This window comes from Kineococcus endophyticus, from assembly GCF_040796495.1.
GTDB lineage: Bacteria > Actinomycetota > Actinomycetes > Actinomycetales > Kineococcaceae > Kineococcus > Kineococcus endophyticus.
In genome coordinates this window covers 258370-282120 of the sequence record NZ_JBFNQN010000001.1, presented here as the reverse complement: position 1 = coordinate 282120, position 23751 = coordinate 258370, and the positions used below count along the sequence as shown (strand labels likewise).

Sequence of the window (23751 nt, the reverse complement as noted above, 5' to 3'; positions counted from 1 at the left end):
AGTCCGCCGGCGTGGGGCCGGACCCGCACCGCCCCGGAGCCACCCTCCCCCGCTCACTACGCTGACCCCATGCCCCAGCTGCGCGTGGCCATGGCCCAGATCGACACGACCGTCGGCGACCTCGACGGGAACGTCGCGGCGATCCGGGAGTGGACGGCGAAGGCGGCGGCCGACGGGGCGCACCTGGTGCTCTTCCCCGAGACCGCGGTGACCGGCTACCCCGTGGAGGACCTGGCGCTGCGGCGCTCGTTCGTGGCGGCCTCGCGGCAGGCGGTGGGACGGCTCGCGGCGGAGGTCGCCGACGACGGGAACGGTGACGTCACGGTCGTCGTGGGGTACGTCGACCAGCACGAGGGCGTGGGGCGCCCGCAGAACTGCGCGGCGGTCCTGCACGGCGGCCGGGTCGTCGGGCGCTACGCCAAGCACCACCTGCCGAACTACGGCGTCTTCGACGAGTACCGCATCTTCACCCCGGGCGACGACCTGCTCGTGGCGCGCGTGCGCGGGATCGACGTGGCGATCGCGATCTGCGAGGACCTGTGGCAGGACGGCGGGCCGGTGCAGACGGCCGACGAGGCCGGGGCCGGGCTGCTCGCCGTCATCAACGGTTCCCCCTACGAGCGCAACAAGGACGACGTCCGCCTCGAACTCGTGGCCCGCCGCGCCGCGGAGGCCGGCTGCCCGATCGCCTACGTCAACGCCGTCGGCGGCCAGGACGAACTCGTCTTCGACGGCGACTCCCTCGTCGTCGGTCAGGACGGGACGGTCCTCTCGCGCGGGCCGCAGTTCCGCGAGGCCCTCGTCGTCACCGACCTCGACCTGCCGGCCGCGCGCACCCCCGGCTGGGAGGAGGGCGTGCAGCGGATCACGGTCTCCGAGGAGCCCGCGCCGGCGTTCACCCCGCGCGACAGCGAGGTCCACGAACCCCTGCCGGACGTCGCCGACGTCCACGCGGCGATCGTGCTGGGGCTGCGGGACTACGTGCGCAAGAACGGGTTCCGCTCCGTCGTCATCGCCGTCTCCGGCGGCATCGACTCCGCACTGGTGGCGAGCCTGGCCTGCGACGCGATCGGCCCGGAGAACGTCGTCGGCATCTCGCTGCCGTCGGGGTACTCCAGCCAGCACTCCAAGGACGACGCCGAGGACCTCGCGACCCGCTGCGGGTTCGAGTACCGGCAGTACGCCATCGCCCCGATGGTCGACGCGTTCCTGGCCACCGTCCCGCTGCACGGTGTCGCGGAGGAGAACCTCCAGGCGCGCGTGCGCGGGACGACGCTCATGGGCCTGGCCAACCAGGAGGGCCACCTCACGCTGGCGACGAGCAACAAGAGCGAGCTCGCGGTCGGGTACTCGACCCTGTACGGCGACTCCGTCGGCGGGTACGCGCCGCTGAAGGACGTGCCGAAGACCCTCGTGTGGGAACTGTCCCGCTGGCGCAACGCCGAGGCCGTGCGGCGCGGGGAGCAGCCGCCGATCCCCGAGAACACCATCAGCAAACCCCCGTCGGCCGAGCTGCGCCCGGACCAGACCGACCAGGACTCCCTGCCGCCGTACGAGGTGCTCGACGCGATCCTGGAGGACTACGTCGAGGGCGACCGGGGCCGCGCCGACATGCTGGCGGCCGGTTTCGACGGAACCCTCGTGGACTCCGTCCTGACCCTCGTCGACCGCGCGGAGTGGAAGCGCCGGCAGTTCGCCCCGGGGCCGAAGATCTCGTTCAAGGCGTTCGGCCGGGACCGCCGCCTGCCCATCACGAACCGCTGGCGCGAACCGCAGGCGTCGGACTCGCTCACCCCGCCGGTCGACGTGAAGACCGACGCCCCGGTGACGGAGGCCTGAGGTGGCCTACGCGACCGAGCAGCCCGCGCACCGCAGGCGGACCCGCGTCCACCACCTGCAGCAGTGGAAGGACGCGGGCGAGAAGTGGGCGATGCTCACGAGCTACGACGCGATGACGGCGGCGGTGTTCGACGAGGCGGGCATCCCCGCACTGCTCGTCGGGGACTCGGCGGCCAACACCGTCTACGGCATGCCGACGACCGTCCCGGTGACCCTCGACCACATGGTGCCGCTGGTCCGGGCCGTCGTCGCCGGGGCGCCGCACGCGCTCGTCGTCGCCGACCTGGTGTTCGGGTCCTACGAGGCCTCCGACGAGCAGGCCGTGCACTCCGCGGTCCGGCTCATGAAGGAGGGCGGCGCGCACGCCGTGAAGCTCGAGGGTGGCGTCGCGCGCGCCTCCCGGATCCGGGCCGTCGTCGCGGCGGGCATCCCCGTCATGGGCCACGTCGGGTTCACCCCGCAGGCCGAGCACGCCCTGGGCGGGTACCGGGTCCAGGGGCGCGGAGACGCTGCGGCGCAGGTGGTCGCGGACGCGAAGGCCGTCGCGGAGGCGGGGGCGTTCTCGGTGGTGCTGGAGATGGTCCCGGCCGACGTCGCCCGGCAGGTGACGTCGACGCTGGCCATCCCCACCGTGGGCATCGGCGCGGGTGCGGACTGCGACGCGCAGGTCCTCGTGTGGCAGGACTTCGCCGGCCTGAGCGAGCGCACGGGCCGGTTCGTCAAGAAGTTCGCCGACGTCCGCACGACGCTCGCCGACGCGGCACGGACCTACGCCGCCGAGGTCCGCGAGGGGTCCTTCCCCGCCGACGAGCACTCGTTCTGAGGGTTTCACCCGCGCCCGGGTGAGAGCGCGAGCGCATCGGCCCGCACCTCGTCGAGGGCCCTCCGCAGCGCGCCCAGCACGACGACGTCGCGGCCGAGCGTCGAGGCCACGACGGGGGGCCGCGGCGGGTCGAGGAAGCGCGGCAGCCCCGCCTCGACGCGTTCGACGAGCCCGGGGGCTCCGGCCACACCGCCGGCGACGACCACCCGGTCGGGGTCGAAGAGGCTGACGAGCGTCACGACGACCCGCGTGAGGCGTTCGGCGGCGACGTCGAGCAGCGCCCCGGCGGACTCCTCCCCGGCGGCGGCCGCGGCGACGACGTCCTCGGCCGCGCCCGTCCCGCCGGCGGCCCGCACCAGCTCGCGCAGCACCTTCCCGAGGCCGTCCGGGGACCCGACGCCCTCGACGAGGTCGAGGTAGCGCATCTCCCCCACGCCACCGCGCGCCCCCCGCAGCAGCCGGCCGTCCTCGACGACGCCGGCCCCGATGCGCTCCCCCGCCAGCAGCGTCACCTGGTGGCGCACGCCGCGTCCGCTGCCCCGCCAGCCCTCGGCCAGCGCGGCGAGGTTCGCGTCGTTGTCGGCGAGCACCCGCCAGCCCGCCCGGCGGGCGAGCGCGCCGGTCAGGTCGGGGTTCACGAACTCCCAGAAGGGGTTGCCGCTGAACTCGGTGGTTCCCGACGGGCCCACGGGGGCCGGCACCCCGAGGGCGACCCCGAGCACCCGGGGCCGCTCGGCCCGGTCCCACGCCTCCTCGACGATCCGCACCACGTCGGCGACGCGGTCGGCGACGGGCGTCCGCGCGGGGTCGTGGTCGACCTCCTCCGCCGCGTCGGCCAGCGCACGTCCCCGCAGGTCGGCCACGCGCACGGCGATCCGGTGCAGGCCCGCGTCGACACCGAGGACCGTCCCGGCGAGGGCGTCGAAGGCGTAGCGGCGCGCCGGACGGCCCGTGACGTAGCCCTCGGTGGTGCGGCCGTTCTCCAGCTCCCGCAACCAGCCGCGCTCGATGAGCTCGCCGCAGACGTCGTGCACGGTCGCCCGGGACAACCCCGTGGCCGCCATGAGGTCGGACCCGGTCACGCCGTCGGCACCGTCCGGCAGGTCCCACACGTGGTGCAGCACGGCCAGGGCGTTCTCGTCCCGCAGCCGGCGCGTCACCGAACCTCCTCGTGTCACCGCTTGACCCTCCCACCGCACGCGAGCACACTTGATTCAGGGCCTGAATCTAGCCCCTCCATCCACGATCACCGGAGTTCCCGTTGACCCAGCCCCAGGACTGGTGGCGCCAGGCCGTCGTCTACCAGGTCTACCCGCGCAGCTTCGCCGACTCGAACGGTGACGGGATCGGCGACCTGCCCGGCATCACGTCCCGCGTGCCGCACCTGGCGGCCCTCGGCGTCGACGCCGTCTGGCTCAGCCCCTTCTACCCCTCGGCGCTGGCCGACGGCGGCTACGACGTCGACGACCACCGCGACGTCGACCCCAAGATCGGGACGCTCGAGCAGTTCGACGAGATGGTCGCGGCGCTGCACGCCGCCGGCATCAAGCTCGTCGTCGACATCGTCCCCAACCACTCCTCCGACCGGCACGTCTGGTTCCAGGAGGCGCTGGCCGCGGGGCCGGGGTCGCCCGAGCGCGAGCGCTACGTGTTCCGGCACGGCCGCGGCGTCGACGGGGAACTGCCGCCCTCGGACTGGACGGCGATGTTCGGCGGGTCGTCGTGGGAACCCGTCGGCGACGGCGAGTGGTACCTGCACCTGTTCGCCCCCGAGCAGCCGGACTGGAACTGGAACCACCCCGACGTGCGCGAGGACCACCTGCGCACGCTGCGGTTCTGGGCCGACCGCGGCGTCGACGGGTTCCGCATCGACGTCGCGAACTCCCTCGCCAAGGACCTGTCCGAACCCCTGCCCACCCAGGCCGAGCTGGCCGACCTCGTCGACGGGGCGCACCGGTTCTTCGACCGCGACGAGGTGCACGACGTCTACGTGGAGTGGCGCAAGCTCTTCGACGAGTACGACCCGCCGCGCACCGCCGTCGCCGAGGCGTGGGTGCCAGCGCACCGCCGGGCGCGCTACGCCTCCCCCGAGGGGCTCGGCCAGGCGTTCAACTTCGACCTCCTGCAGGCGGACCCCACCGCCACCGCGTTCCGCACGATCGTCACCGAGAACCTCGCCTTCGCACGCGAGGCGGGCAGTTCCTCGACGTGGGTCCTGTCGAACCACGACGTCGTCCGGCACGCCAGCCGCTACGCGCTGCCCGCGGGCGCCGACCAGAACGCCTGGCTGCTCTCGGCCGGCAAGGACCCCGAACCCGACACCGCCGGCGGACTGCGCCGGGCCCGGGCGGCGACGGCCTTCATCCTCGCCCTGCCCGGCAGCACCTACCTCTACCAGGGCGAGGAACTCGGCCTGGCCGAGGTCGCGGACATCCCCGCGGCCGACCTGCAGGACCCGACGTGGGTGCGCTCCGGCGGCGAGCAGAAGGGCCGCGACGGCTGCCGCGTCCCGCTGCCCTGGACGGCGGCCGGGCCTTCCCACGGGTTCGGCCCCGGCGGAGCGCACCTGCCCCAGCCGTCGTGGTTCGCCGACGTCGCGGTCGACCAGCAGGACGGGGTCGAGGGGTCCACGCTCGAGCTCTACCGGCAGGCCCTGGCCACCCGGCGACGCCTGCAGGGCGCCGAGGAGCTGGAGTGGCTCGAGACGCCCGCCGACGTCGTGGCGTTCGCCCGGCCCGGTGGCTGGACGTGCCTGACGAACTTCGGCGACGAGCCGGTGGACGTGCCCGCGGGCCGGGTCGTGCTGGCCAGCGGTGAGCTGACCGACGGCCGGGTGCCGGCGGACACCACGGTCTGGGTCCAGACCCAGGGCTGACCGTCGGCGCTGTCAGCCCCCGCGGCGGGACAGCACCCACGCGGCTGCTGCGCAGGTCCCCGCGGGGACGAGCGCGGCGGCCGCGTCGGCATCACGAACCTGCGACGCGGTGGGGTTCGGCTCCCCGCCGGGTCAGCCACCACGCGGCGAGGAGGGCCGTGCCCCCGAGGACGGCGGGGACGGCCGCGTCGCTGAACGAGGTGCCGAGGCTGACGACGGTCGCGACCATCGTGCCCGGCTCCGGGTCCCGGGGAGCCGACAGCTGGGTCTGCAGCGGCGTCAGCGGCGCGTGCGAGACCACGAGGACGACCACCGCCGCAGCGAGCCCCACGAGGCCGGTCACGCCGGCCACGGCGGTGGCCGCTCCGCGCACGAGGCCGGCCACCTGCCACGGGCGGGGAGCCCACCGGCAGACGGCGAGCAGGACGCACCCGAGGGCCGCCGCGGTGAGCGCCCAGTCGTAACCGACGGTGTACGTCAGCCAGCCCAGCCGGTCCACCAGCACGGGAGCGGCGGTCGCCTCGGGCCCCGGGCCGAGGCCGTAGGTGACGTCGACGTCACCTCGCAGGACTCGGGCCCCGGCGACGAGGACGACGCCGACGGGGGTGGCCGTCGCGACGAGGAGTGCCCACGGCAGGGGCCTCACGACGCCCTCGTCCGGCCGAGCAGCGCCACGACGGCCAGCACGGCGAAGACCCCGACGGCCAGGAGAGGACCGATCGTCGGGGCGTCCTGGACCGCCGACGACGGGTCAAGACCCAGCCCGGTCGCGAACCCCGAGCGTGCCCCCGCAGCGGTGCCGACGGCGGCGGTCGCGGTCAGCGCCACGACGGCCACGGCGACGACCGCCCCGAGGACGCGCAGCACCACCGGCACCCGCCGACCGGCGACGACGAGCACGGCGAGGACCGCGAGCCCGAACACGGAGGTCAGCAGGGCCGGGGACCACGCCGTCGTCGTCACCGCCTGGGCCAGCCGTTCCATCCGCCCGGGCGGAGTGAACCCGGGGAGGTCGAACCCCTCGTAGGTCTCGGTGAAGACCGGGACGAGGTCGGCGACGAGCAGGACGACGGGCAGGGCGGCCCCGACGAGGGCGAGGCCGGCGAGGAGGGTGGCGGAACGCCGGGACGGGGGCGCGGACGGGTCGGACACGGTCCCATCGTGGCCTGCGGTGATCTTCCGGTGGGCCGCTTCGCCGGTACCGTCCTCCGGTGAGCCCAGCGCCCGTCACCCCCGGTCCCGCCTCCACGCCCCCCTCGCACGAGGACCGGGACTGGGTGCACGCGGCCGTGCGCATCGTCGAGGCGGACGCCAACCGCAGCGCCGACACCCACCTGCGGGTCTTCGACCTCCCCACCGAGTGGGGCGTGCGGCTCTACCTCAAGGACGAGTCGACGCACCCCACCGGATCCCTCAAGCACCGGCTCGCCCGCTCGCTGTTCCTCTTCGGCCTGAGCAACGGCGACATCGGGCCGACGACGACGCTGGTGGAGGCGTCCAGCGGGTCGACGGCGGTGTCGGAGGCGTACTTCGCCCGGCTGCTCGGCCTGGACTTCGTCGCCGTCGTCCCGGCCACGACGTCGACGGCGAAGCTGGACCTCATCCGCCGCCAGGGCGGCCGCCTGCACCTCGTCGAGGACCCCGGGCACGTCTACGCCGCCGCGGAGGAGCTCGGGTCGCAGCCGGGGTTCCACTACCTCGACCAGTTCGCGATGGCCTCGACCGTCACCGACTGGCGCGGCAACAACAACATCGCCTGCTCCATCTTCGAGCAACTGGCCCTCGAACCCCACCCGGAACCGGCGTGGATCGTCGTGGGCGCGGGGACGGGTGGGACGAGCGCGACGATCGGCCGCTACTGCCGGTACGCCCAGCACGAGACGAAGCTCGCCGTGGCCGACCCCGAGGGCTCGGCGTTCGCGCCGGCGTGGCGGGCCGGGTCCCGGGACGTGACCGCCCGCGGGTCGCGCGTCGAGGGGATCGGCCGGCCCCGGGTGGAGCCCTCCTTCGTGCCCTCGGTCATCGACGAGGTCGTCACGGTCCCCGACGACGAGTCCGTCGCCGCGATGCGGATGCTGTTCGAGCGCACCGGGATCCGCGCCGGCGCCTCGACGGGGACGAACCTCTGCGTCGCGTTGCGGCTCGTGCACCGGATGCGCGAGGAGGGCCGCCCGGGGTCGGTCGTGACGCTCGTCTGCGACGACGGGAACCGCTACCTCGACACCTACTGGGACGACGGGTGGCTGGCGGCCAAGGGGTTCGACCTCGACGCGGGCCGCCGCGCGGTGGAACCCTTGTTCCCGTGAGCGAGGACGTGCGACGGACGGAACTGCGCCTCCCGGACGGCCGCGTCCTGGGGATCCACGACACCGGCCCCGCGGACGCCGACGTCGTCCTGTGGCACGGGGGCAGCCCGAACACCGGTGAACCGCCGGGCCCGTGGCGGACCGACGGCGAACGCTGGATCGGCGTGGACCGCCCGGGCTACGGCCGCTCCACCCGCCTGCCCGGGCGCACGGTCGCCGACGTCGCGGCCGACGTGCGGGCGGTGCTGGACCACCTCGGGATCGCGCTCTGCCGCACGGTCGGGCACTCCGGCGGCGCCTCCCACGCGCTGGCGTGCGCGGCGCTGCTGCCGGACCGCGTGACGCACGCGCTGTGCCTGTCGGGCCTCAGCCCCGGCGAGCCGCTGGAGGGCCCGGAGAGACCGACGACGGGGGACGACGAGGTCCCCTTCACGCCCGAGGACTGGGCGGCCCTGGCCGGTCCCTGGAACTGGTTCGAGACGGTCGTCGCGGAGGCCTCCGGTTCGCCCGGGTTCGACGACGACGAGTCCGCTCACGCGGCGGACTGGGGTTTCGACCCGTCCCGGACCACGGTCCCGGTGCGGATCGTCCACGGCGAGGCCGATCTCATGGTGCCGGTCGGGCACGCCCACCGCCTGGCCCGGCTCCTGCCCGCGGCCGAGGTCGTCACCGTGCCCGGCGCAGGCCACCTGTCCGTCCTGCAGCACCTCGACGCCCGTGGAGGTCTGACGCGCAGCTCCGGGTGATCCCGCGCAGGGGTCCGAGCCGGCCCGCACCCCTGCCTACGGTCGACGGGTGAGTCCCACCCGGCGCCTGCTCCTCGTCCTCGTCGCGGCCGCCGTGTTCGGGGTGGTGAACGCGCTGTTGGACAGCGGCTCCGCCGCACCGACGCGGTTCGTCGTCGCCGTCCTCAACTCCGGGACGGCCTGGGCGGGCGTGGCCGTCGTAGCGGGTGCCCTCCTCGGCCGCCCCCGGTCCGCCGCCGTCGCCGGCTGGCTCAGCGGGACGGTGGGGTTGAGCGCGTTCTACGTCGTGGCCGCCCGCCTGCACGACCTCCCGCTGTCGGCGTACGCCCCGCGGATCGCCTTCTGGTGGGCCGTCGCCCTGGTGTGCTGCGCGCCGCTGGGGTTCGTCGGGACGCTGCTGCGAGGACCGGGGACGGTCGGGCTGCTCGCCCGCCTCGTCGTGCCCGTGGGCGCGCTGGCCGAAGCGCTGCTGCACCCGCCGGGCGGGCCGGCCGTCCGCTGGACCCTCGCGCTGCTGGGCCTCGCGGGAGCCTTCGCCCTGGTCCGGGGAAGGGCGCGCTGAGGTCAGGCGGTCTGCGCGGCGAGCCAGCGGGCGATCTCCTCGCCCGCCGCCGCACCGACCGCCGTGGTCAGTTCCACCCCGGGGTGCTCCCACCCGGCCCGCAGGAGTTCCCCGTGCCGCGGGCGGCGCGCCGACCGGGCCGCGACGAGCAGGTCGACGTCCAGCAGGGAATCCCCCGCGGCGACGAAACCCTCGGCGCCGCAGCGGGAGACGACCTCGGCGACGGCGGCGGACTTCGTCAGCGGCCGCGGCACCGCGTACAGCTTGCGCCCCTGCAGCGACACCGTGAAACCCCAGCCGTCGAGCAGGACGGTGAGGTCGCCGAGGCGGGCGCCCTCCAGTTCGGCGCGCTGCCCGTCGCGCAGGACGACGTACCCGAACAACCCGGGCACCTCGCGCACGGCGGGTTCCTCCGAACCCGGGACGGCGGCGAGGAGGTCGGCGGCCAGCCGTCCGAGTTCGGCGACGACGTCGGCGACGGGGGCGCACCCCGCCAGGCGCTCGCGGACGGCGGCGTCCCACCCGGCGTCGGGCGAACCGTCGACCAGGACGACTCCCCCGTTGGCGCACACCGCGTACCGCGGCGGCCGGTCCGGCCAGCGGATCCGCTGGTACTGCTCCACGGTCCGGGTGGTCACCGGCACGAGGCGCTCCGCGGCGACGAGGTCGCCCAGCACGGACCAGGCCCCCGGGGAGACCCAGGAGATCGTCCCGCCGCGGTACTCCTCCACGGGCACCAGACCCGCGACGTCGGCCTGGGCGGACCGGGAGGAGAACACGAGGGTCTGGTCCAGGTCGCTCGCGGCGAGCAGGCCCGCGCTCACACCGCCCGCCCGTCCGCACCCGTCGCCCCGCGGGTGAAGCGGGGGTGGATGAGGCCGATGGCCGAGTACGACAACCCGGGCACCTCCTCGACGACCACGCCGCGCTGGTCGGCCAGCAGTCGGACGTGCGCGAGGTCGTCGGGGTGCGACAGTTCCGCCTCCGGGCGCACGAGCACCCGCCAGGGGACGCGGCGCAGCAGGACGCGGGTCGTCTCCCCCACCCCGGGTTTGACGAGGTTCACGTCCCCGATGCCGTAGTGCTCGCTGACGCGTTCGACCTCGGCCCACCCGGTGAACGACGCCTGCCGGTCACCCCCGCGGACGGCCTCGACCGCGGCGGGCACCTGCGCGGCCACGTCGTCGAAGCAGGCGGTGACCTCGTCGAGGAACCGACGCGACAGGTCCACGGGGGCGAGGTCGGCGTAGAACTTCGCCCCGTGGAACTGCCCCGGGGCGATGAGGCGGTCGTTGAGGACCGTGCGCGAGACCAGCCCGGAGACGGTGGAGTTCAGGCACGCCGACGGCACGAGGTAGTCCTCGCGGGTGCCGAACGTCCGCACGCAGCGGCCCGGGTCCGCCAGCACCGCGAGGTCGTCGCTGAACCCCGCGTCGAGCGCGGCCAGGGCGGCGGACAGCTCCCGGACGATGGCGCCCTTGCCCGTCCAGCCGTCGACGAACACGACCGACGCGGGGTCGTGGTGCGCGGCCGCCCAGCGCAGCGCCACCTCGTCGATTCCCTTCCCGCGCACGATCGACACCGCGACGTGCGGCCAGTGCAGACCCTGCCGGGACGCCCAGCGCCGCAACAGGATCCCGACGGGGGTCCCCGCCCGGGCCAGCGACGCCAGCATGAGGTCCGGGCCGCGTTCGGCGCGCAGGAGCTCGGCGACGACCGCCACGCCCAGCGCGACCCGGCGGGCCCCGCGCCCGAGGGCGTCGAGGAACAGCCGCTGGTACTCCTCGCTCGGCTGGTACTCCACCGGCAGCGACTCGGCGTAGTGCGCCCCGCCGCTCTGGATCGCCTCCTCGCGCTCCTCGGCGGGGGCCTCGAGCTCGACGTCGGACAGGTCGGTGAGCAACCAGCTCACCTCGTCCGGCCGGTAGCTGCCGAACCGGGGTCCGGACAGCGGGGTCGGGAGGTTCACGCGGGGTCACTCCAGGTGTCGGCGGGCAGGGTGAGCAGCAGGAGACGGTCGGTGCACGGGGCCAGGGCGGCCAGCACGCCGTCGGGAGCGGACAGCGCCGCGGGGTCGCAGGCGCCGTCCACGACGAGCAGGAGCGCGTCCCAGCCGCCGGGCCGGGCCACGTTGTGCGCGTACCGGACGCCCGGCCCGTCCTGGGCCGGGTCGTGCGAGACGAACGCGACCGAACTCCGGACGGCGTAGCCCGGGTCGTCGACCGCGAGGACGGGCGAGCGGGTCGTGGAGGAGAACCGCACGCCTCCCCCGGACCGGTCCGCGAGCGCGGTGGCGACGGCGAGGGGCGCGTGCAGGAGTTCCTCGGTCCCGAGCACGAGGACGTCACCCCCGTCGGGCAGGTGTCGCAGCAGGTCGTCGAGGGCGCCGTCGCGCCGCAGGGCTGCGTCGAGCGCCGCCTCGTGCCCGGGCGGTGTGCCGAACCGGGCGGTGGTCGCGGCACCGGCGGGCCACTCGAGCGCGACGGTCGTGACGTCGGGTGCCGGGCGGGTCCCGGGGACGACGGGGTCGACACCGGCGGCGAGGGCGGCGCCCCGCTCCAGGACGCCCTCGGGCAGCGTGACGGTGCCGGCGGCGAGGGAGACGACGTCGACGCGGGTGCCGAGCTCGCTCGCCACCGCCGCCATCCGGTCCCGGTCGGCGTCCGAGCGAAGGTCGACGAGCCCGGCGACGACGTAGTGGGTGTGCGGGGCGAGCGCGTGGACGGCGCGCACGGTGTTCGCGACGGTCCGGCCCGTGGACAGCTCGTCGTCGACGAGGACCACGGGGGCGGCGGGGTCGGCGAGCCGGGCGCGGACGACGGGGTCGGTCGGCAGCAGCCGGTGCCCCGTGGCGTGGGAGTGCTCCTCCTCGAACCCCGCCCAGTCCACGGCGCCGGGCACGTCGCGCCGGGTGGAGTGCAGCCCGGCGCAGCCGAGCGCCTGCGCCACCGCGTGCCCGAGGCCGGTGGCGGTCTCGGCGTACCCCAGGACCACGACGTCGGGGCGGGCGGCGGGCTGGCGCGCGGCGGCCAGGACGGCGGCCGCGGCGCCCGCGTCACCGGCGAGGGCGGCGCGCCAGGTGCTCGTGGGGGCGCCGGGTGCGTCGGGGACGCCGAGGGCGGCCGCGACCTGCGCCCCCAGCCGCAGCCCCGCGGCGCGCACGAGCCGCGGGTCGGTCGGCACGTGCTTGCCCAGGACGGTGCTGACGAGGAGGTGGGCCCGGCGGGGGTTGCGGCGCAGGGCGAGCCCGAGCAGGTCGTGGACGTCGAGGCCGTCGACGCCGGGCGGCCCGTCGACCGCCACGCCCAGCCGCTGCCCCACCCAGTCGCGCGCGGTCGCGCTCACGCGTCCGCCCGGGCGCGGCGCCACGCGTCGTCCTGGGCCTGCAGCAGGTGGGCGTACGAGACGTCCTCGCGCGCGACCCCGAAGGCGCGGGCGCGCAGCAGGACGCGTTCGGCCCAGGCCCGGTGCGGGCCCGCCTCGTTCATCTTGTTCCGGTACGCCGAGGCCATGGCCCCGCCCCCCGACTGCGCCACGACGTCGGTGGCGTCGCAGAAGTCCTCGTGGGTGACGACCGACATCGCGTGCACGACGGCGACGTGCGAGGGGTGGATGACGGTCTTGCCCTGCAGCCCGTTCACCTGGTCCAGGACGAGCTCGCGGACCAGGCCGTCGAGGTCGTCGGCGATGAGCTGCTCGCGCAGCTCCTCCGCGCCCTCGGCGAAGGGGCTGGCCGCGAGCGACGTGCGGAAGACGCGCTCGCCGGAGCTGAAGTGCTCCCACACCGGCGCGGTGATCGGGTACCCGCTGCCGTCGGCGCGTCCGAGGACGTTGATGACGTCGCCCAGGACGTCCGCGACGACCCGCACGTCCCAGACCGTCGACCCGCGGGGCCGCCGCAGCCCGTAGGCCGAGGACAGGTCCGTCGCGCCCGTGCGGACGGCGAGGACCACGTCGCGGTGGGCGTCGAGGACGTCGCGGATCGCGAAGAGGGCCTCGTGGCGGGTGTCGAGGTGCGCGACGTCGCGGCTCTCCAGCACCGGCATCGCCCAGAGCCGGCGCCCCGCCCGCTCCGAGGCGGTGGCCACGGCCTCCAGCCACTCCTTCGGGTGCGGCTGCCCGGCACCACCGAACTTCGGCACGACGAACCCGAGCAGGCAGTCCAGCCCCACGCCCGCACGGTCGACGACGTCGAGGAGCTGGCGCGGTGTGCGGGCGCGCAGGAACAGCATGAGCGGCTGGTCCTGCGACCACTCCGGGGCCTGGGCCAGCCCGGCGAGCTCGCGGACGAGGATCTCCTCGGCCTGGGCGACCCGGTCGTCCGGGACCGAGTCCTCCAGGCAGGCGACGGCCGACAGCACCCCGCGGCGCGCGAGCCGCAGGAGGTCACCCGCGAGGCGTTCGCGCGTCGCCGGGCAGTAGAGGGTCGCGCCGAGGGCCACGGCCAGCTCGTCGCGGGGGGCCATGACGTCGACGGGCCGCGGCGGGTGCAGGAAGAGCCGCTGCGTCTGCTCCTCGTCGAGGGTGGCGAAGTGCCGCACCGCCGGGACTCAGAGGTGCGCCGCGACGGCGTCGCGCAGGTCGCGGATGTGCCGACCCTGCGCGGGGGCGCCGATGGCCGTCATGGCCCAGCCGGAACCCTCGCGGGTCAGCTTGGCCCTGACGAGCGCGGTGTGGGGGCCGGCCTCGGTCAGCTCGTAGCGCGCCAGCTCGACCTCCTGGGGACCGGCCGCGTCGACCAGGCGGCAGACCGCGTTCTGCACCTGGCTGAAGTTCTGGCCCGTGAAGCTGGAGACGGTGAAGACGAGCGTCTGCACGGCCGCGGGCACCGCGGGCAGGTCGATGTGGACCACCTCGTCGTCGCCGTCGCCCTCACCGGTGAGGTTGTCGCCGCTGTGGACCACCGAGCCGTCCTTGCTGCGCAGCTGGTTGAACCACACCTCGTCGACGAGCTTGCCGCGGCCGTCGAAGAGCAGGACGCTCGCGTCGAGGTCGATGTCGACGGCCTTCTTCCGGAACAGGCCCTTGGCCACGGCGTCCCAGCCCAGCCCCGCGAAGACGCGGGTCAGCTCACCGCCACCGGACTTGCTGAGCGACAGCTTCTGGCCCTTGGCGAGGCTGACGGCCATGGTGTTCCCTCCGGTGGTTTCGGGGTGTGCGGTGCGTGCGTGGGGCGGGACGGGCGGGGTCAGGACGGGCGGGGCACGGTGCCCTCGGCGTTCCAGTCGAGGTCGTCGAAACCGTAGGCCAGGGCGACCTCGCGCGCGGTCCCGGGGAAGAACTCGTTCTCGCGGCGCAGGACCAGGTCGCCCGCCACGTCGTGGATGGAGGCCAGCGCGCACGTGCGGGCGCCGGCCGGCGCGTCCTGCGCCCACACCTGCACGGTCCCCGCCCCGCGGCGGGAGATCGTCAGGCGCGGCGCCAGGGCGGCGTAGTCGGGCGCCGCCGGTCCCTGGGCGTAGACGTAGAAGACCATCCGGCGCAGCAGGTCCAGGTGGGCCGCGTCGGCGAGGACCTCCTCGCCCGCCTGCTCGCTGCGCGCGCCCAGGCGCAGGACCTGCCGTGCGCCGAAGCCGGGAGCCGCGAGCAGTTCACCCAGGGACTGCAACGCACCGGAGTGACGGTCGCGCGTCTCCCAGAAGCACCCCAGGTGGACGTCGGACGAACGGTGCAGACCCGTCGACGTCACCTGCTGCTCCCACTGCAGGGAGAAGCGCAGGCTGCCGGACCCCCGCTCGGCCGCCGGGACCGTCAGGCTGGGGCGCTCGTCGTCCAGGACGGTGCGGCGCTCGCTGGCCCGCGCCTGCCCGACGACGGCCTCCGGCGGCGGCGCGACCGGACGAGGGGACGGCGCCACGCGCGGGGCGGGCGTGGGGACGGGGGCCGGCGCCGGGCGGGGTTGCGTCCGGGCCGGTGGCACCGGGGCGGGCCGGCGGGGCGGAGCGAGATGGTCGGCGAAGGTGCGGGTGCTCCGCCGCGGCACGGGGTGCCCGAGGAAGTTGTGCACCGCCTCGTCCGGCCGTCCGTGCGTCCCGCCCACCCTGCCTCCTGCTCCGATCCGCCGTCCTCCCCCGCTCCGGGTGCGCTCAGCCCGCCTGCGCCGTCGCCTCGGTCTCGACGTGCGCGGCCTCGGGGTGCGCCCGGTTGTACCGGATCGAGCTGATGAGCGAGGCCACGATGAAGGCCAGGCCGATGAGGCCGGTGACGACCTCGGGGATGTGGATCTCGATGCTCAGCAGCAGGATCGTCGCCAGCGCGCCGATGGCCCACAGCGCACCGTTCTCCAGGTACGGGTACTGCGCGAGCGTGCCCTCCTCGACGAGGTGCACGGTCATCGACCGGATGTACATGGCGCCGACCCCCAGACCGATGGCGATGATCACCGGGTCGGAGGTGATGGCGAACGCGCCGATGACACCGTCGAAGGAGAACGACGCGTCGAGGACCTCGAGGTAGAGGAAGAGGAAGAACGCGGCCTTGCCCGTGGCCTTCGCGGCACCGGTCGGTCCCTTGCGCCCCTCGGACCCGGAAGCCTCGGCCTCGGCACCCTCCGGGTGCTCACCGTGGTCGAGGTGCTCCTCGACGTTGAACAACTCCCCGAGGCCGTTGACCAGCAGGTAGGTGACGACGCCGGCGAGCCCGGACGCGAGGACCGTGCGGCCGTGGTCGGTGGCGAAGGTCTCGGCCACGACGAGCAGCACGGCCCCGGCGACGATCACCTGGACGTACTCGAGCTTGCCGACCTTCTCCAGGGCGCGCTCGACCGGCCCGAGCCAGTGGTGCTCCTTCTCCCCGAAGATGAAGTTGAGGAACAGCATCAGCAGGAACATGCCGCCGAACGCCGCGATGGTGGGGTGCGCCTGGTTCAGCTCGTAGCCGTAGGTGCCCGGGTCCTCCGGGTTGCCGCCCTTCAGGGCCAGCTGCACGACCTCGATCGGGCCCAGTCCGGCGGTGACGCTGACGAGCACGATCGGGAAGATCAGCCGCATGCCGAAGACGGCGATGATGATGCCGACGGAGAGGAAGATCTTCCGCCAGAAGTCGCTCATCCGTTCCAGGATGGTGGCGTTCACGACGGCGTTGTCGAAGGAGAGGCTGATCTCGAGGACCGAGAGGATCAGCACGAGGGCGATCGCCTGGAAGATCCCCAGGTGGGCCGAGAGGCCGTACAGGGCGGCGAGCACGAGGCCCACGGCCGTGACGACGAACGACCAGCGGTAGGTCTTGAGGATCACCAGTCAGCTTCCTGTTCGGGGACGCCCTGCGAGAGGGTCCGGACGCGACAGGCTCTCACGAGCCGCTCACAGCGCGCACACCAGAGCACCGCGCGTCCCGGACGGGACGCGCGGTGCTCACGAGGAGTCGTCAGACGCTGACGCCGAAGTCCGACGCGATGCCGCGCAGACCGTTGGCGTAGCCCTGGCCGACGGCGCGGAACTTCCAGTCGCTGCCGTTGCGGTACAGCTCGCCGAACACCATGGCGGTCTCGGTCGAGGCGTCCTCGGACAGGTCGTAGCGCGCGACCTCGGTGCCGCCCTCGGCGTTCACGACGCGGACGTACGCGTTGCGGACCTGGCCGAAGGACTGCTTGCGGGTGTCGGCGTCGTAGATCGCGACGGTGAAGACGATCTTGTCGATCTCGGCCGGGACGGTCGCGAGGTTGACGTTGATCGCCTCGTCGTCGCCGTCGCCCTCACCGGTGCGGTTGTCACCGGTGTGCTCGACCGAGCCCTCGGGGGACTTCAGCTGGTTGAAGAAGACGAAGAAGCCGTCGTTGGGGACCTTGCCGTTCGCGCCGACCATGATGGCCTGCGCGTCGAGGTCGAACTCCGAGCCCGTGAAGGAGTTCGCGTCCCAGCCGAGCCCGACGACCGCCTTGGTCATGCCCGGCGCTTCCTTGGACAGGGAGACGTTTCCGCCCTTGCTGAGGCTGACGCCCATGGTGTGTCGCTCCTTCTGCGAGTAGTGCTGACGGTGGGCCAACGATCACCGGCCCCGGGAAGTGCCCGTTCTAGTCGCGCGATCCGCCGAACAGGCCACCGATCGCGCCGAAGCCCTGCTGGTCGGGCTTGGCGCTGTTCTTGACGAGGGCCTTCGCGAAGGCCTCGATGGTCACCGACTGCAGGATGACGCGGCCGTTGCCGCGCAACGTGGCCAGGGTGAGCCCCTCACCACCGAAGACGGCGCTCATGATCCCCTGACGGTTGAGCCGGCCGACGGTCTCGACGCCGTAGCTGATCCGGTCGTCCCACGCGACGATGCAGCCCGTGTCGACGCGGATCGTGCCGCCGTAGTCGGCGGGGTTGATGTCGATGAAGTCGCCGGCCCCGGCGATGAGCAGGGAGCCGCGGCCGGTGAACTTCTCGAGGATGAAGCCCTCCCCGCCCATGACGCCCTGCCCGAGGCCGGAGAAGGCGATGTCGAAGTGGACGCCGGCCTCGGCGGCCACGAAGGCGTCCTTCTCGGCGAACCACGTCGTCGCCCCGTCGAGCTCGAGGTGGCGCATCTCGCCGGGCAGGACGCCGGCGAGGCCGAGCAGACCGTCCCCGCCGGGGGTGTGGAAGTGCTGGAAGGCGAAGGACTCCCCCGCCAGCATCCGCTTGCCGGCGTTGGCGGCGCCGCGCAGCAGGCCGCCGAAGCCGCCGCCGCCGGAGTCCTTGCCGTTCGGGTCGGTCGGCGCCGACAGCTTCGTCTCCATGACGACGTCGCCGGAGGAGAAGAGGAACTTGCCGGCCTCGCAGTAGACCGTCTGGCCGGGGCGCAGGGTCACCACGGCCATCTGGGTCGTGGAGCCGACGAGCTGGACGTCGAGCGTCATGATCCCTTCCTACCGCACCGGGTGCCTCCCGTGCGGATCACCTAGAGCTGCAGGTCTCCGCCACGGAACTTCGCCTCCAGGAACCGGCTCTGCTGGCGCTGCCGGTCGACGTCGGCTGCCAGGACCGCCTCGCGCAGCCGGCGGCACCCCTCGAGGAGCAGGTGGAGCTGGTTGCGCAGCTCGTCCGCCGGGGTCAGCCCGCCGGCGTCGCGGTGCCCGCGGGCGACGTCGTCGGGCAGCGAGAGGAAGTCCTCGACCGTGCGGGGCAGGTGCTCGCCCGCGAGGGTCTCGAGGTCGTGCCGGACCTGCGGGTCGGCCCCGCGCTCGGCGATCCGTCGCAGCAGCGGGCCGAGGAGGTCGGCGACCTCGTGGACGAGCGCGCGCTCGGCGTCCGCGAAGCGACCGCTGGCGTCGACGCGGGCGACCGTGGCCGCGAGCGCACCGGCCGGCGAACCGTCCCAGGCCGGTGGGGGCGGGGGTGGCGGGACCGGCCGCGGCCCGCTCGGGGCCGGGTGCTGGACGGGATCGACGCTGAGGACGACCTGACCGGCCCGCAGCGCACGGCGGTAGTGACGCCGCAGCCGCTTGCGACGTCGGACCTCGTTCTCGTGCGCGACGTTGAGGGCGATCCACGCCCACATGCCGATGAAGCCCAGAGGCCACCAGAGCACGTACAGCAGGATCCAGCCTCCGAGGCCGACGTACCGCAGCAGCTGGAAGGCGGGGTCGGGGACGAACCCCAGGACGGGCAGGTCGGTGCCGAGGCGGGGTTCGAGCTGGTCGGGACCGACCTGCTCCACCGCTCCGCCGGCGATCCTGACCACCGGACGGTCCGGGGGCGCCACCTGCGGTGGGCGGTCCTCCGGCCCGCCCGGCTTGCTCAGCTCGACGCCCACGCCGTGCTCACAGGTCCAGGTCGCTGCGGCGGAACTTCGCCTCGAGGAAGCGGCTCTGCTGCTGCTGCCGGTCGACGTCGCGGGACAGGACCGCGTCGCGCAGCTGCCTGCACCCCTCGACGAGGAGCAGCAGCTGGCTGCGCAGCTCGTCCGCCGGCGTCGTCCCGGCGGACGTCCGGTGCTCGTGCGCGTAGTCGTCGGGCAGGACGAGGTAGTCGTCCACCGTGCGCGGCAGGTGCTCGCCCGCGAGGGTCTCGAGGTCGTGCCGGACCTGCGGGTCGGCCTCGCGCGTCCGCAGCTGGGCCAGCAGCGGGCGCAGCAGCCGGTCCACCTCGCGGACCAGCTCGACGGAGCCGGCGTCCATCCGGCCGCCGGAGGTCTCGGCCCGCACGACGGCCCCGGCGAGCGCGCGTTCGGCGGTGGAGACGGGGTCGGGCAGGGCCGGCGTGGCGGGGGTCTCGACGGCCGGCGGGCGGTGCCGCTCCGAGCGCAGCCGGTGCCGCTCGAGGCGGCGTGCGCGCAGGGCCTCGCGGTTGGCGCCGGCCCAGGGCAGCCCCTCCTTCTTCACGTACCCGAAGACGGCCCCCTGCGTGAACAGCATGACTAGACCGAGCCAGACGATGCCCTGCGAGAAGGCCACGATCCAGCCTGCCGTCCACGCCGCGGTGAACAGCCCCATGGCGTGCGGGCTGGGCCCACGCCGCCCTTCCGGCTGGTCCGGCAGCGACGGCTCACGCTTCTCGTACGGCGCCGGCGGAGGCGTCGTGCGCGCGAGCGTCCCGTCGGTGCGCACCTCGGGCGCAGGCGACGGGGCCTGCTGCGTGGCGTACGGGCGCTCGCGGTCGCCACCCTTGCCGAGTTCCACTCCCACCGGTCTGCCTCCGATCCCTACAGGTCCAGGTCGCTGCGGCGGAACTTGGCGTCCAGGAAGCGTCCCTGCACCGCCAGCTTGCGCGCGTCCTGGTCGTACACGGCGCGCTGCAGGTCCTTCGCACCGTCCACCAGCAGGCGCAGCTGGGCGACGAGCTCCTCGGCCGGCGTCGTCCCGCCCGGACCGCGGTTGGTGAGGGCGTACTCCTCGGGAAGGTCGAGGTAGTGCTCGAGCGCTCCGGGCAGGTACTCGGTGACGATGGCCTCGAGGTTGTGCAGCTCCTCGACGTCCGCACCCCGCTTGGCCACGTGCGCGAGCAGCGGCTTGAGGACGTCCTCGACCTCGCGCACGGCCGGGACGGCGCCGTCGGGCAACCGGCCCCCGTTGCGGTTGGCGGTGCGCACGACGTCCCGCAGGCGGTCCTGCAGCGCGACCACGGGATCCGCGGGCACGGGGGTTTCCACCGGAGCGGGCGCCGGGGCCGGGGCCGGGGTGAGTTCCTCCCCCGTGAAGGCCGCCTTGAGCCGCAACCACGTCGAGTTCGCCATGACCGAGTGCACCAGTCCCAGACCCCAGGTGCCCGCGAGCAGCAGCCCGCCGAGCACGTTCCACAGCAACGCCTCCCTCGACAGGAGGGTGAAGGCGGCCCCGTTGGCCGCGAAGTAGCCGAGGGCCGACAGCACCCAGAGCGGGCGGCGGCCACGCAGGCCCATGTAGAGGAACGACAACCACTGCAGCCCGACGGCCGGGATGGCGAGCCACCACGAGTTCGCCGCGCGCCACGTCCGGCTGCGCAACCTGCGCGAGACGACCTCGGGCGGGGCGACGGCCCGCGAGGACCCACTCCTGCGGTCGCCCCGGGGCCCACCACGACGGACGACCCGGCCCTCGACGGCCGCGCGCCGCAGCGCGCGGGACGGTCGCCGGTCGGCCTCCCCACGGGGTGGGGCCACCGAACTCACCGGGGGCCTTCCAGCGCCGGACCGGCGCCCTGCTCACCGTTGCGGGCCCGCTCGAGGTAGGACCGCGAGCGGTGCACCTGACCCTCGAGGGCGTCGACGGTGCTGGCCATGCTGACGACGGCCTGCTGCTTGAACGTGTCGATGGCGTCCATCGTCGCGAACACGTTGTCGAACGCCTTCTGCAACGTGGCGACGTCGACCATCGCGGTGGAGGCCTGCTGGTGGATCTGGCCGGTCTGCTGCTTGAGCATCTCCGACGTCGAGAGGATCATCTGGTTCGTCGTCGTGTTGAGGGCGTTGATCTGGTCGAGCACCAGCTTCTGGTTTGCCAGCGCCTGCGCGACGATGACCGCGGTCCGCAACGCGGCGACGGTCGTGGTCTGCGCCCGGTCGACACCCTTGATGAGTTCGATGTTGTTCTTGCGCACCAGGTCCAGCGCCAGGTACCCCTGCACGCTGACGGCCAGCTGGGTCAGCAGGTCCTGGTGTCGCTGCCGGATGGGGAACAGTGCGTCGGAGGTCAGCGCGTCGGCGGCCTGCGGGTTGCTGATGCGCAGTTCGTCGATCTTGGCGACCGTCGCGGCGTCGAGCGCCTTGGCCAGCGTGGCGTACTCGGTGAGCTTGCCCATCGTCGTCCAGAGGTTCTGCTTCTCGGACTCGATGGACGCGTTGTCCTTGCGCAGTTCGTCCTGACCGCTCGCCAGGGCCTTGATGATGGCGTCGAGCTGGGACTGGGCGTCCTGGTACCGCTCGAAGTACCGCTGGATCTTGTTCCCGAACGGGATGACCCCGAGGAGCTTCTTCGCGCCCCGCAGGTCGGCCCGGCCGGGGTCGAGGTCGGTGACCGTCTGCCGCAGTTCGAGCAGGGTGTTCGCGACCTTCACCTGCGCGTCGGCGCCCGGCCCGGAAGCCTTCTGACCCTTGGCACCCGCGAGGCTGGACTGCGGACGTTCGAGCATGCGGTTGGAGACCTGCGCGGAGGAGCGGACCTCCTGCTCGCCCATGCGCGTGATGTCGTCGACCTTCTTCTGGAAGGCCGGGCTGCGGGGGTCCTGGGCCGCGAGGTCGGCGACGAACGCCTGCGCCTTGCGGTTCAGCTCCACCTTGGTCGCCTCGTCGAGCGGGATCATCCCCTCGGCGGTGTCGTCGGCGACGACGGGCACGGGCGCGGGCGGGGTGAGCTGCAGGTCCGACGTCGTCGCGGCGGGCGCGCTCGCCCCGGCCGGCGGGTTCAGCGGCTTGCTCAGGTCCAGCGACTCCGACATCAGGCGGTTCCCCTCGTCCTCGATCTGCGTGCCACCCGCGCCTCCCCCGGGCGTGGACCGATCCTAGGTCGGTCCCTCCCGGCGTCGCCGTGGGCGGTCGTCCGATCCTCGCCGACCCGGCGCCGGTGGGCATCCACCCCTCGGTGGAGAGGTCGTGACGCCCCGTACGCCGGTCGTCGCGGTCTCCGGGTCGACGTGCGGGAAGTCCCCGAGGTCCCGCTCAGGGACCTCCCCGACCCGCACGTCCCGTCACGGCGTCACCAGTCGTCCTCCTCGCGGTCGCGCCGGTCGTTCTCCTCGGTGCGCGCCTTCGCCCGCTCGAGGGCCTGCTCGGCCTCCTCGCGCGTGGCGTAGGGGCCCAGCAGGTCCTTCTGCTGCCCCTTGTGCTCCAGCTCCTGCACCTGGCCGGTGCTCGTGTCGTAGAACCACTGCGTGCTCATGCACGCATCCTGGCGCGTCGCCCCCGCGGTCGCGCCCCGGCAGCGCACGGGCGCCCCGGGAGCCGGACCTAGACTCGCCCCCCATGAGCACCGGGACCTCCACCGCACCGCTGGGCACGCTGGAGCCCGGCACGATCTCCCCGCGCCGGCCGGTCCCGGCGAGCATCGCGCGGCCCGAGTACGTCGACCGTCCCGCGCCCGCGCAGTACACCGGCTCGCACGTCATCGACCTCGAGGGCGTCGAGCGGATCCGCCGGTCCTCCCAGCTCGCGGCGCAGGCCCTGGCCCTCGTCGGCGAGCACGTCGCGCCCGGCACGACGACGGACGAGCTGGACCGCATCGGCCACGAGTTCCTCTGCGACCACGGCGCCTACCCCTCGACGCTGGGGTACCGCGGCTTCCCGAAGGCGTTGTGCAGCAGCCTCAACGAGGTCATCTGCCACGGGATCCCCGACTCGACCGTGCTGGCCGACGGCGACATCGTCAACATCGACGTCACCGCGTACCTCGACGGCATGCACGGGGACAACAACGCCACGTTCCTGTGCGGCGACGTCGACGAGGAGTCGCGCCTGCTGGTCGAGCGCACCCGCGAGGCGACGATGCGCGCCATCAAGGCCGTTGCGCCCGGACGGGCGATCAACGTCGTCGGCCGGGTCATCGAGAAGTACGCCGCGCGCTTCGGCTACGGCGTCGTGCGCGACTTCACCGGGCACGGGGTCGGGCCGGCGTTCCACTCCGGCCTCGTCGTCCCGCACTACGACGCGGCCCCCCAGCACGCGACGGTGATGGAGCCCGGCATGGTCTTCACCATCGAGCCGATGCTGACGCTGGGCACCCACGAGTGGGACATGTGGGAGGACGGCTGGACGGTCGTCACCAAGGACCGTCGGCGCACCGCGCAGTTCGAGCACACGATCGTCGTGACCGAGACCGGGGCGGAGATCCTCACGCTGCCGTAGTCCCCCGGTCGGACGGCGCCCCCGCGAAGATCCTCCCCGGGTGCGGGACACGGCGCGGTGCTCGAGCGTTGTGCCTCCCGACGGCAGCCGCCGCCACCCGTTCACCCCGAGGAGGACCCGTGAGCTCCCCCGTCCTGTCCCGCCCGACCCACGGCAAGCTGATCGCCGGCGTCTGCGCCGGTCTCGCCCGCCGCTTCGGGCTGTCGCCCAACGTCGTGCGCCTGCTGTTCCTCGTGTCGTGCCTGCTGCCGGGACCGCAGTTCATCGTCTACGTCGTGCTGTGGATCGTGCTGCCCAAGGACACCGGCGGGTACGGCGCGGGCTCCTCGGGGGGCTACGGCCGGTGAGCCGCGTGGCCGCGGAGCGCTGCTCGCCCTAGGCTCCGG

23 protein-coding genes and 1 pseudogene are annotated in these 23751 nt (G+C 74.0%); 8 read left to right on the top strand and 16 right to left on the bottom strand.

The window, feature by feature from the left end:
* Nucleotides 1–69: 69 nt before the first annotated feature.
* Nucleotides 70–1839 (top strand): NAD+ synthase, encoded by a 1770-nt coding sequence (locus AB1207_RS01380; protein WP_367635974.1) that lies wholly within the window; start codon nucleotides 70–72, stop codon nucleotides 1837–1839.
* A 1-nt stretch (nucleotide 1840) separates the two neighbouring features.
* The gene (gene panB, locus AB1207_RS01375) at nucleotides 1841–2662 is read left to right on the top strand and encodes a 3-methyl-2-oxobutanoate hydroxymethyltransferase (RefSeq protein ID WP_367635973.1); all 822 of its coding nucleotides are present in this window, start codon (nucleotides 1841–1843) and stop codon (nucleotides 2660–2662) included.
* 5 nt (nucleotides 2663–2667) lie between these two features.
* Here the strand turns inward: panB and AB1207_RS01370 are convergent, their stop codons facing one another.
* The gene (locus tag AB1207_RS01370; protein ID WP_367635972.1) at nucleotides 2668–3822 is read right to left on the bottom strand and encodes an ROK family protein; all 1155 of its coding nucleotides are present in this window, start codon (nucleotides 3820–3822) and stop codon (nucleotides 2668–2670) included.
* Between the two features lie 101 nt (nucleotides 3823–3923).
* Here AB1207_RS01370 and AB1207_RS01365 point away from each other — a divergent pair, with 101 nt between their 5' ends.
* A complete protein-coding gene (locus AB1207_RS01365) occupies nucleotides 3924–5537 on the top strand; it encodes a glycoside hydrolase family 13 protein (RefSeq protein ID WP_367635971.1) in 1614 nt (537 codons plus the stop codon).
* 91 nt (nucleotides 5538–5628) lie between these two features.
* On the opposite strand, the gene AB1207_RS01360 is transcribed toward AB1207_RS01365, so the two are convergent.
* Together AB1207_RS01360 and AB1207_RS01355 are read right to left on the bottom strand one after the other, a co-directional pair.
* Nucleotides 5629–6183: a hypothetical protein gene (locus AB1207_RS01360; RefSeq protein WP_367635970.1), complete on the bottom strand. Its 555-nt coding sequence runs from the start codon at nucleotides 6181–6183 to the stop codon at nucleotides 5629–5631.
* Nucleotides 6180–6689: a hypothetical protein gene (locus AB1207_RS01355; protein WP_367635969.1), complete on the bottom strand. Its 510-nt coding sequence runs from the start codon at nucleotides 6687–6689 to the stop codon at nucleotides 6180–6182. The genes AB1207_RS01360 and AB1207_RS01355 overlap by 4 nt, the downstream gene beginning before the upstream one ends.
* A 59-nt stretch (nucleotides 6690–6748) precedes the next feature.
* On the opposite strand from AB1207_RS01355, the gene AB1207_RS01350 reads away from it, so the two are divergent.
* Genes AB1207_RS01350 through AB1207_RS01340 form a run of 3 tightly spaced genes read left to right on the top strand, consistent with a single transcriptional unit; the run spans nucleotide 6749 to nucleotide 9151 of the window.
* Nucleotides 6749–7843 (top strand): PLP-dependent cysteine synthase family protein, encoded by a 1095-nt coding sequence (locus AB1207_RS01350; protein ID WP_437178838.1) that lies wholly within the window; start codon nucleotides 6749–6751, stop codon nucleotides 7841–7843.
* Entirely contained in the window at nucleotides 7840–8589 is a 750-nt protein-coding gene (locus tag AB1207_RS01345; protein WP_367635968.1) for an alpha/beta fold hydrolase, read from the top strand. The genes AB1207_RS01350 and AB1207_RS01345 overlap by 4 nt, the downstream gene beginning before the upstream one ends.
* 49 nt (nucleotides 8590–8638) lie before the next feature.
* Nucleotides 8639–9151, top strand: a complete 513-nt coding sequence (locus tag AB1207_RS01340) for a hypothetical protein (protein WP_367635967.1) — start codon at nucleotides 8639–8641, stop codon at nucleotides 9149–9151.
* Between the two features lie 2 nt (nucleotides 9152–9153).
* Here AB1207_RS01340 and AB1207_RS01335 read toward each other — a convergent pair whose 3' ends face one another.
* From AB1207_RS01335 to AB1207_RS01275, 13 genes and pseudogenes are all read right to left on the bottom strand, one after another.
* Entirely contained in the window at nucleotides 9154–9975 is an 822-nt protein-coding gene (locus AB1207_RS01335) for an HAD family hydrolase (protein WP_367635966.1), read from the bottom strand.
* Nucleotides 9972–12496, bottom strand: a pseudogene (locus AB1207_RS01330) (phosphoribosyltransferase). Before AB1207_RS01330 ends, AB1207_RS01335 begins: the two are co-directional and overlap by 4 nt.
* Nucleotides 12493–13692: an HpcH/HpaI aldolase/citrate lyase family protein gene (locus AB1207_RS01325; protein ID WP_367635965.1), complete on the bottom strand. Its 1200-nt coding sequence runs from the start codon at nucleotides 13690–13692 to the stop codon at nucleotides 12493–12495. Before AB1207_RS01325 ends, AB1207_RS01330 begins: the two are co-directional and overlap by 4 nt.
* A 9-nt stretch (nucleotides 13693–13701) precedes the next feature.
* A complete protein-coding gene (locus tag AB1207_RS01320) occupies nucleotides 13702–14280 on the bottom strand; it encodes a TerD family protein (RefSeq protein WP_367635964.1) in 579 nt (192 codons plus the stop codon).
* A gap of 59 nt (nucleotides 14281–14339) precedes the next feature.
* The gene (locus tag AB1207_RS01315; protein ID WP_367635963.1) at nucleotides 14340–15191 is read right to left on the bottom strand and encodes a hypothetical protein; all 852 of its coding nucleotides are present in this window, start codon (nucleotides 15189–15191) and stop codon (nucleotides 14340–14342) included.
* A 46-nt stretch (nucleotides 15192–15237) separates the two neighbouring features.
* Complete coding sequence (locus AB1207_RS01310; protein ID WP_367635962.1) at nucleotides 15238–16386, bottom strand: DUF475 domain-containing protein; 1149 nt, start codon at nucleotides 16384–16386, stop codon at nucleotides 15238–15240.
* A gap of 130 nt (nucleotides 16387–16516) precedes the next feature.
* On the bottom strand, nucleotides 16517–17092 hold the full coding sequence (locus AB1207_RS01305) for a TerD family protein (RefSeq protein ID WP_367635961.1): 576 nt from the start codon (nucleotides 17090–17092) through the stop codon (nucleotides 16517–16519).
* 70 nt (nucleotides 17093–17162) lie between these two features.
* The gene (locus tag AB1207_RS01300) at nucleotides 17163–17969 is read right to left on the bottom strand and encodes an AIM24 family protein (protein ID WP_367635960.1); all 807 of its coding nucleotides are present in this window, start codon (nucleotides 17967–17969) and stop codon (nucleotides 17163–17165) included.
* A gap of 41 nt (nucleotides 17970–18010) precedes the next feature.
* Entirely contained in the window at nucleotides 18011–18865 is an 855-nt protein-coding gene (locus tag AB1207_RS01295; RefSeq protein WP_367635959.1) for a hypothetical protein, read from the bottom strand.
* Nucleotides 18866–18872: 7 nt separating this feature from the next.
* Nucleotides 18873–19736, bottom strand: coding sequence for a hypothetical protein (locus tag AB1207_RS01290; RefSeq protein ID WP_367635958.1), 864 nt, complete (start codon nucleotides 19734–19736; stop codon nucleotides 18873–18875).
* Nucleotides 19737–19753: 17 nt separating this feature from the next.
* Nucleotides 19754–20689, bottom strand: a complete 936-nt coding sequence (locus AB1207_RS01285) for a hypothetical protein (RefSeq protein ID WP_367635957.1) — start codon at nucleotides 20687–20689, stop codon at nucleotides 19754–19756.
* A 5-nt stretch (nucleotides 20690–20694) separates the two neighbouring features.
* Nucleotides 20695–21963: a toxic anion resistance protein gene (locus tag AB1207_RS01280; protein ID WP_367635956.1), complete on the bottom strand. Its 1269-nt coding sequence runs from the start codon at nucleotides 21961–21963 to the stop codon at nucleotides 20695–20697.
* Between the two features lie 257 nt (nucleotides 21964–22220).
* Nucleotides 22221–22403 (bottom strand): SPOR domain-containing protein, encoded by a 183-nt coding sequence (locus tag AB1207_RS01275; protein ID WP_367635955.1) that lies wholly within the window; start codon nucleotides 22401–22403, stop codon nucleotides 22221–22223.
* 83 nt (nucleotides 22404–22486) lie between these two features.
* Between AB1207_RS01275 and map the strand changes: the two genes are divergently transcribed.
* The gene (gene map, locus AB1207_RS01270; RefSeq protein WP_367635954.1) at nucleotides 22487–23365 is read left to right on the top strand and encodes a type I methionyl aminopeptidase; all 879 of its coding nucleotides are present in this window, start codon (nucleotides 22487–22489) and stop codon (nucleotides 23363–23365) included.
* A gap of 134 nt (nucleotides 23366–23499) precedes the next feature.
* Nucleotides 23500–23712 carry a PspC domain-containing protein gene (locus AB1207_RS01265; RefSeq protein ID WP_437178849.1) on the top strand — a complete coding sequence of 71 codons (213 nt, stop codon included), beginning with the start codon at nucleotides 23500–23502 and terminating at the stop codon, nucleotides 23710–23712.
* Nucleotides 23713–23751: the final 39 nt, after the last annotated feature.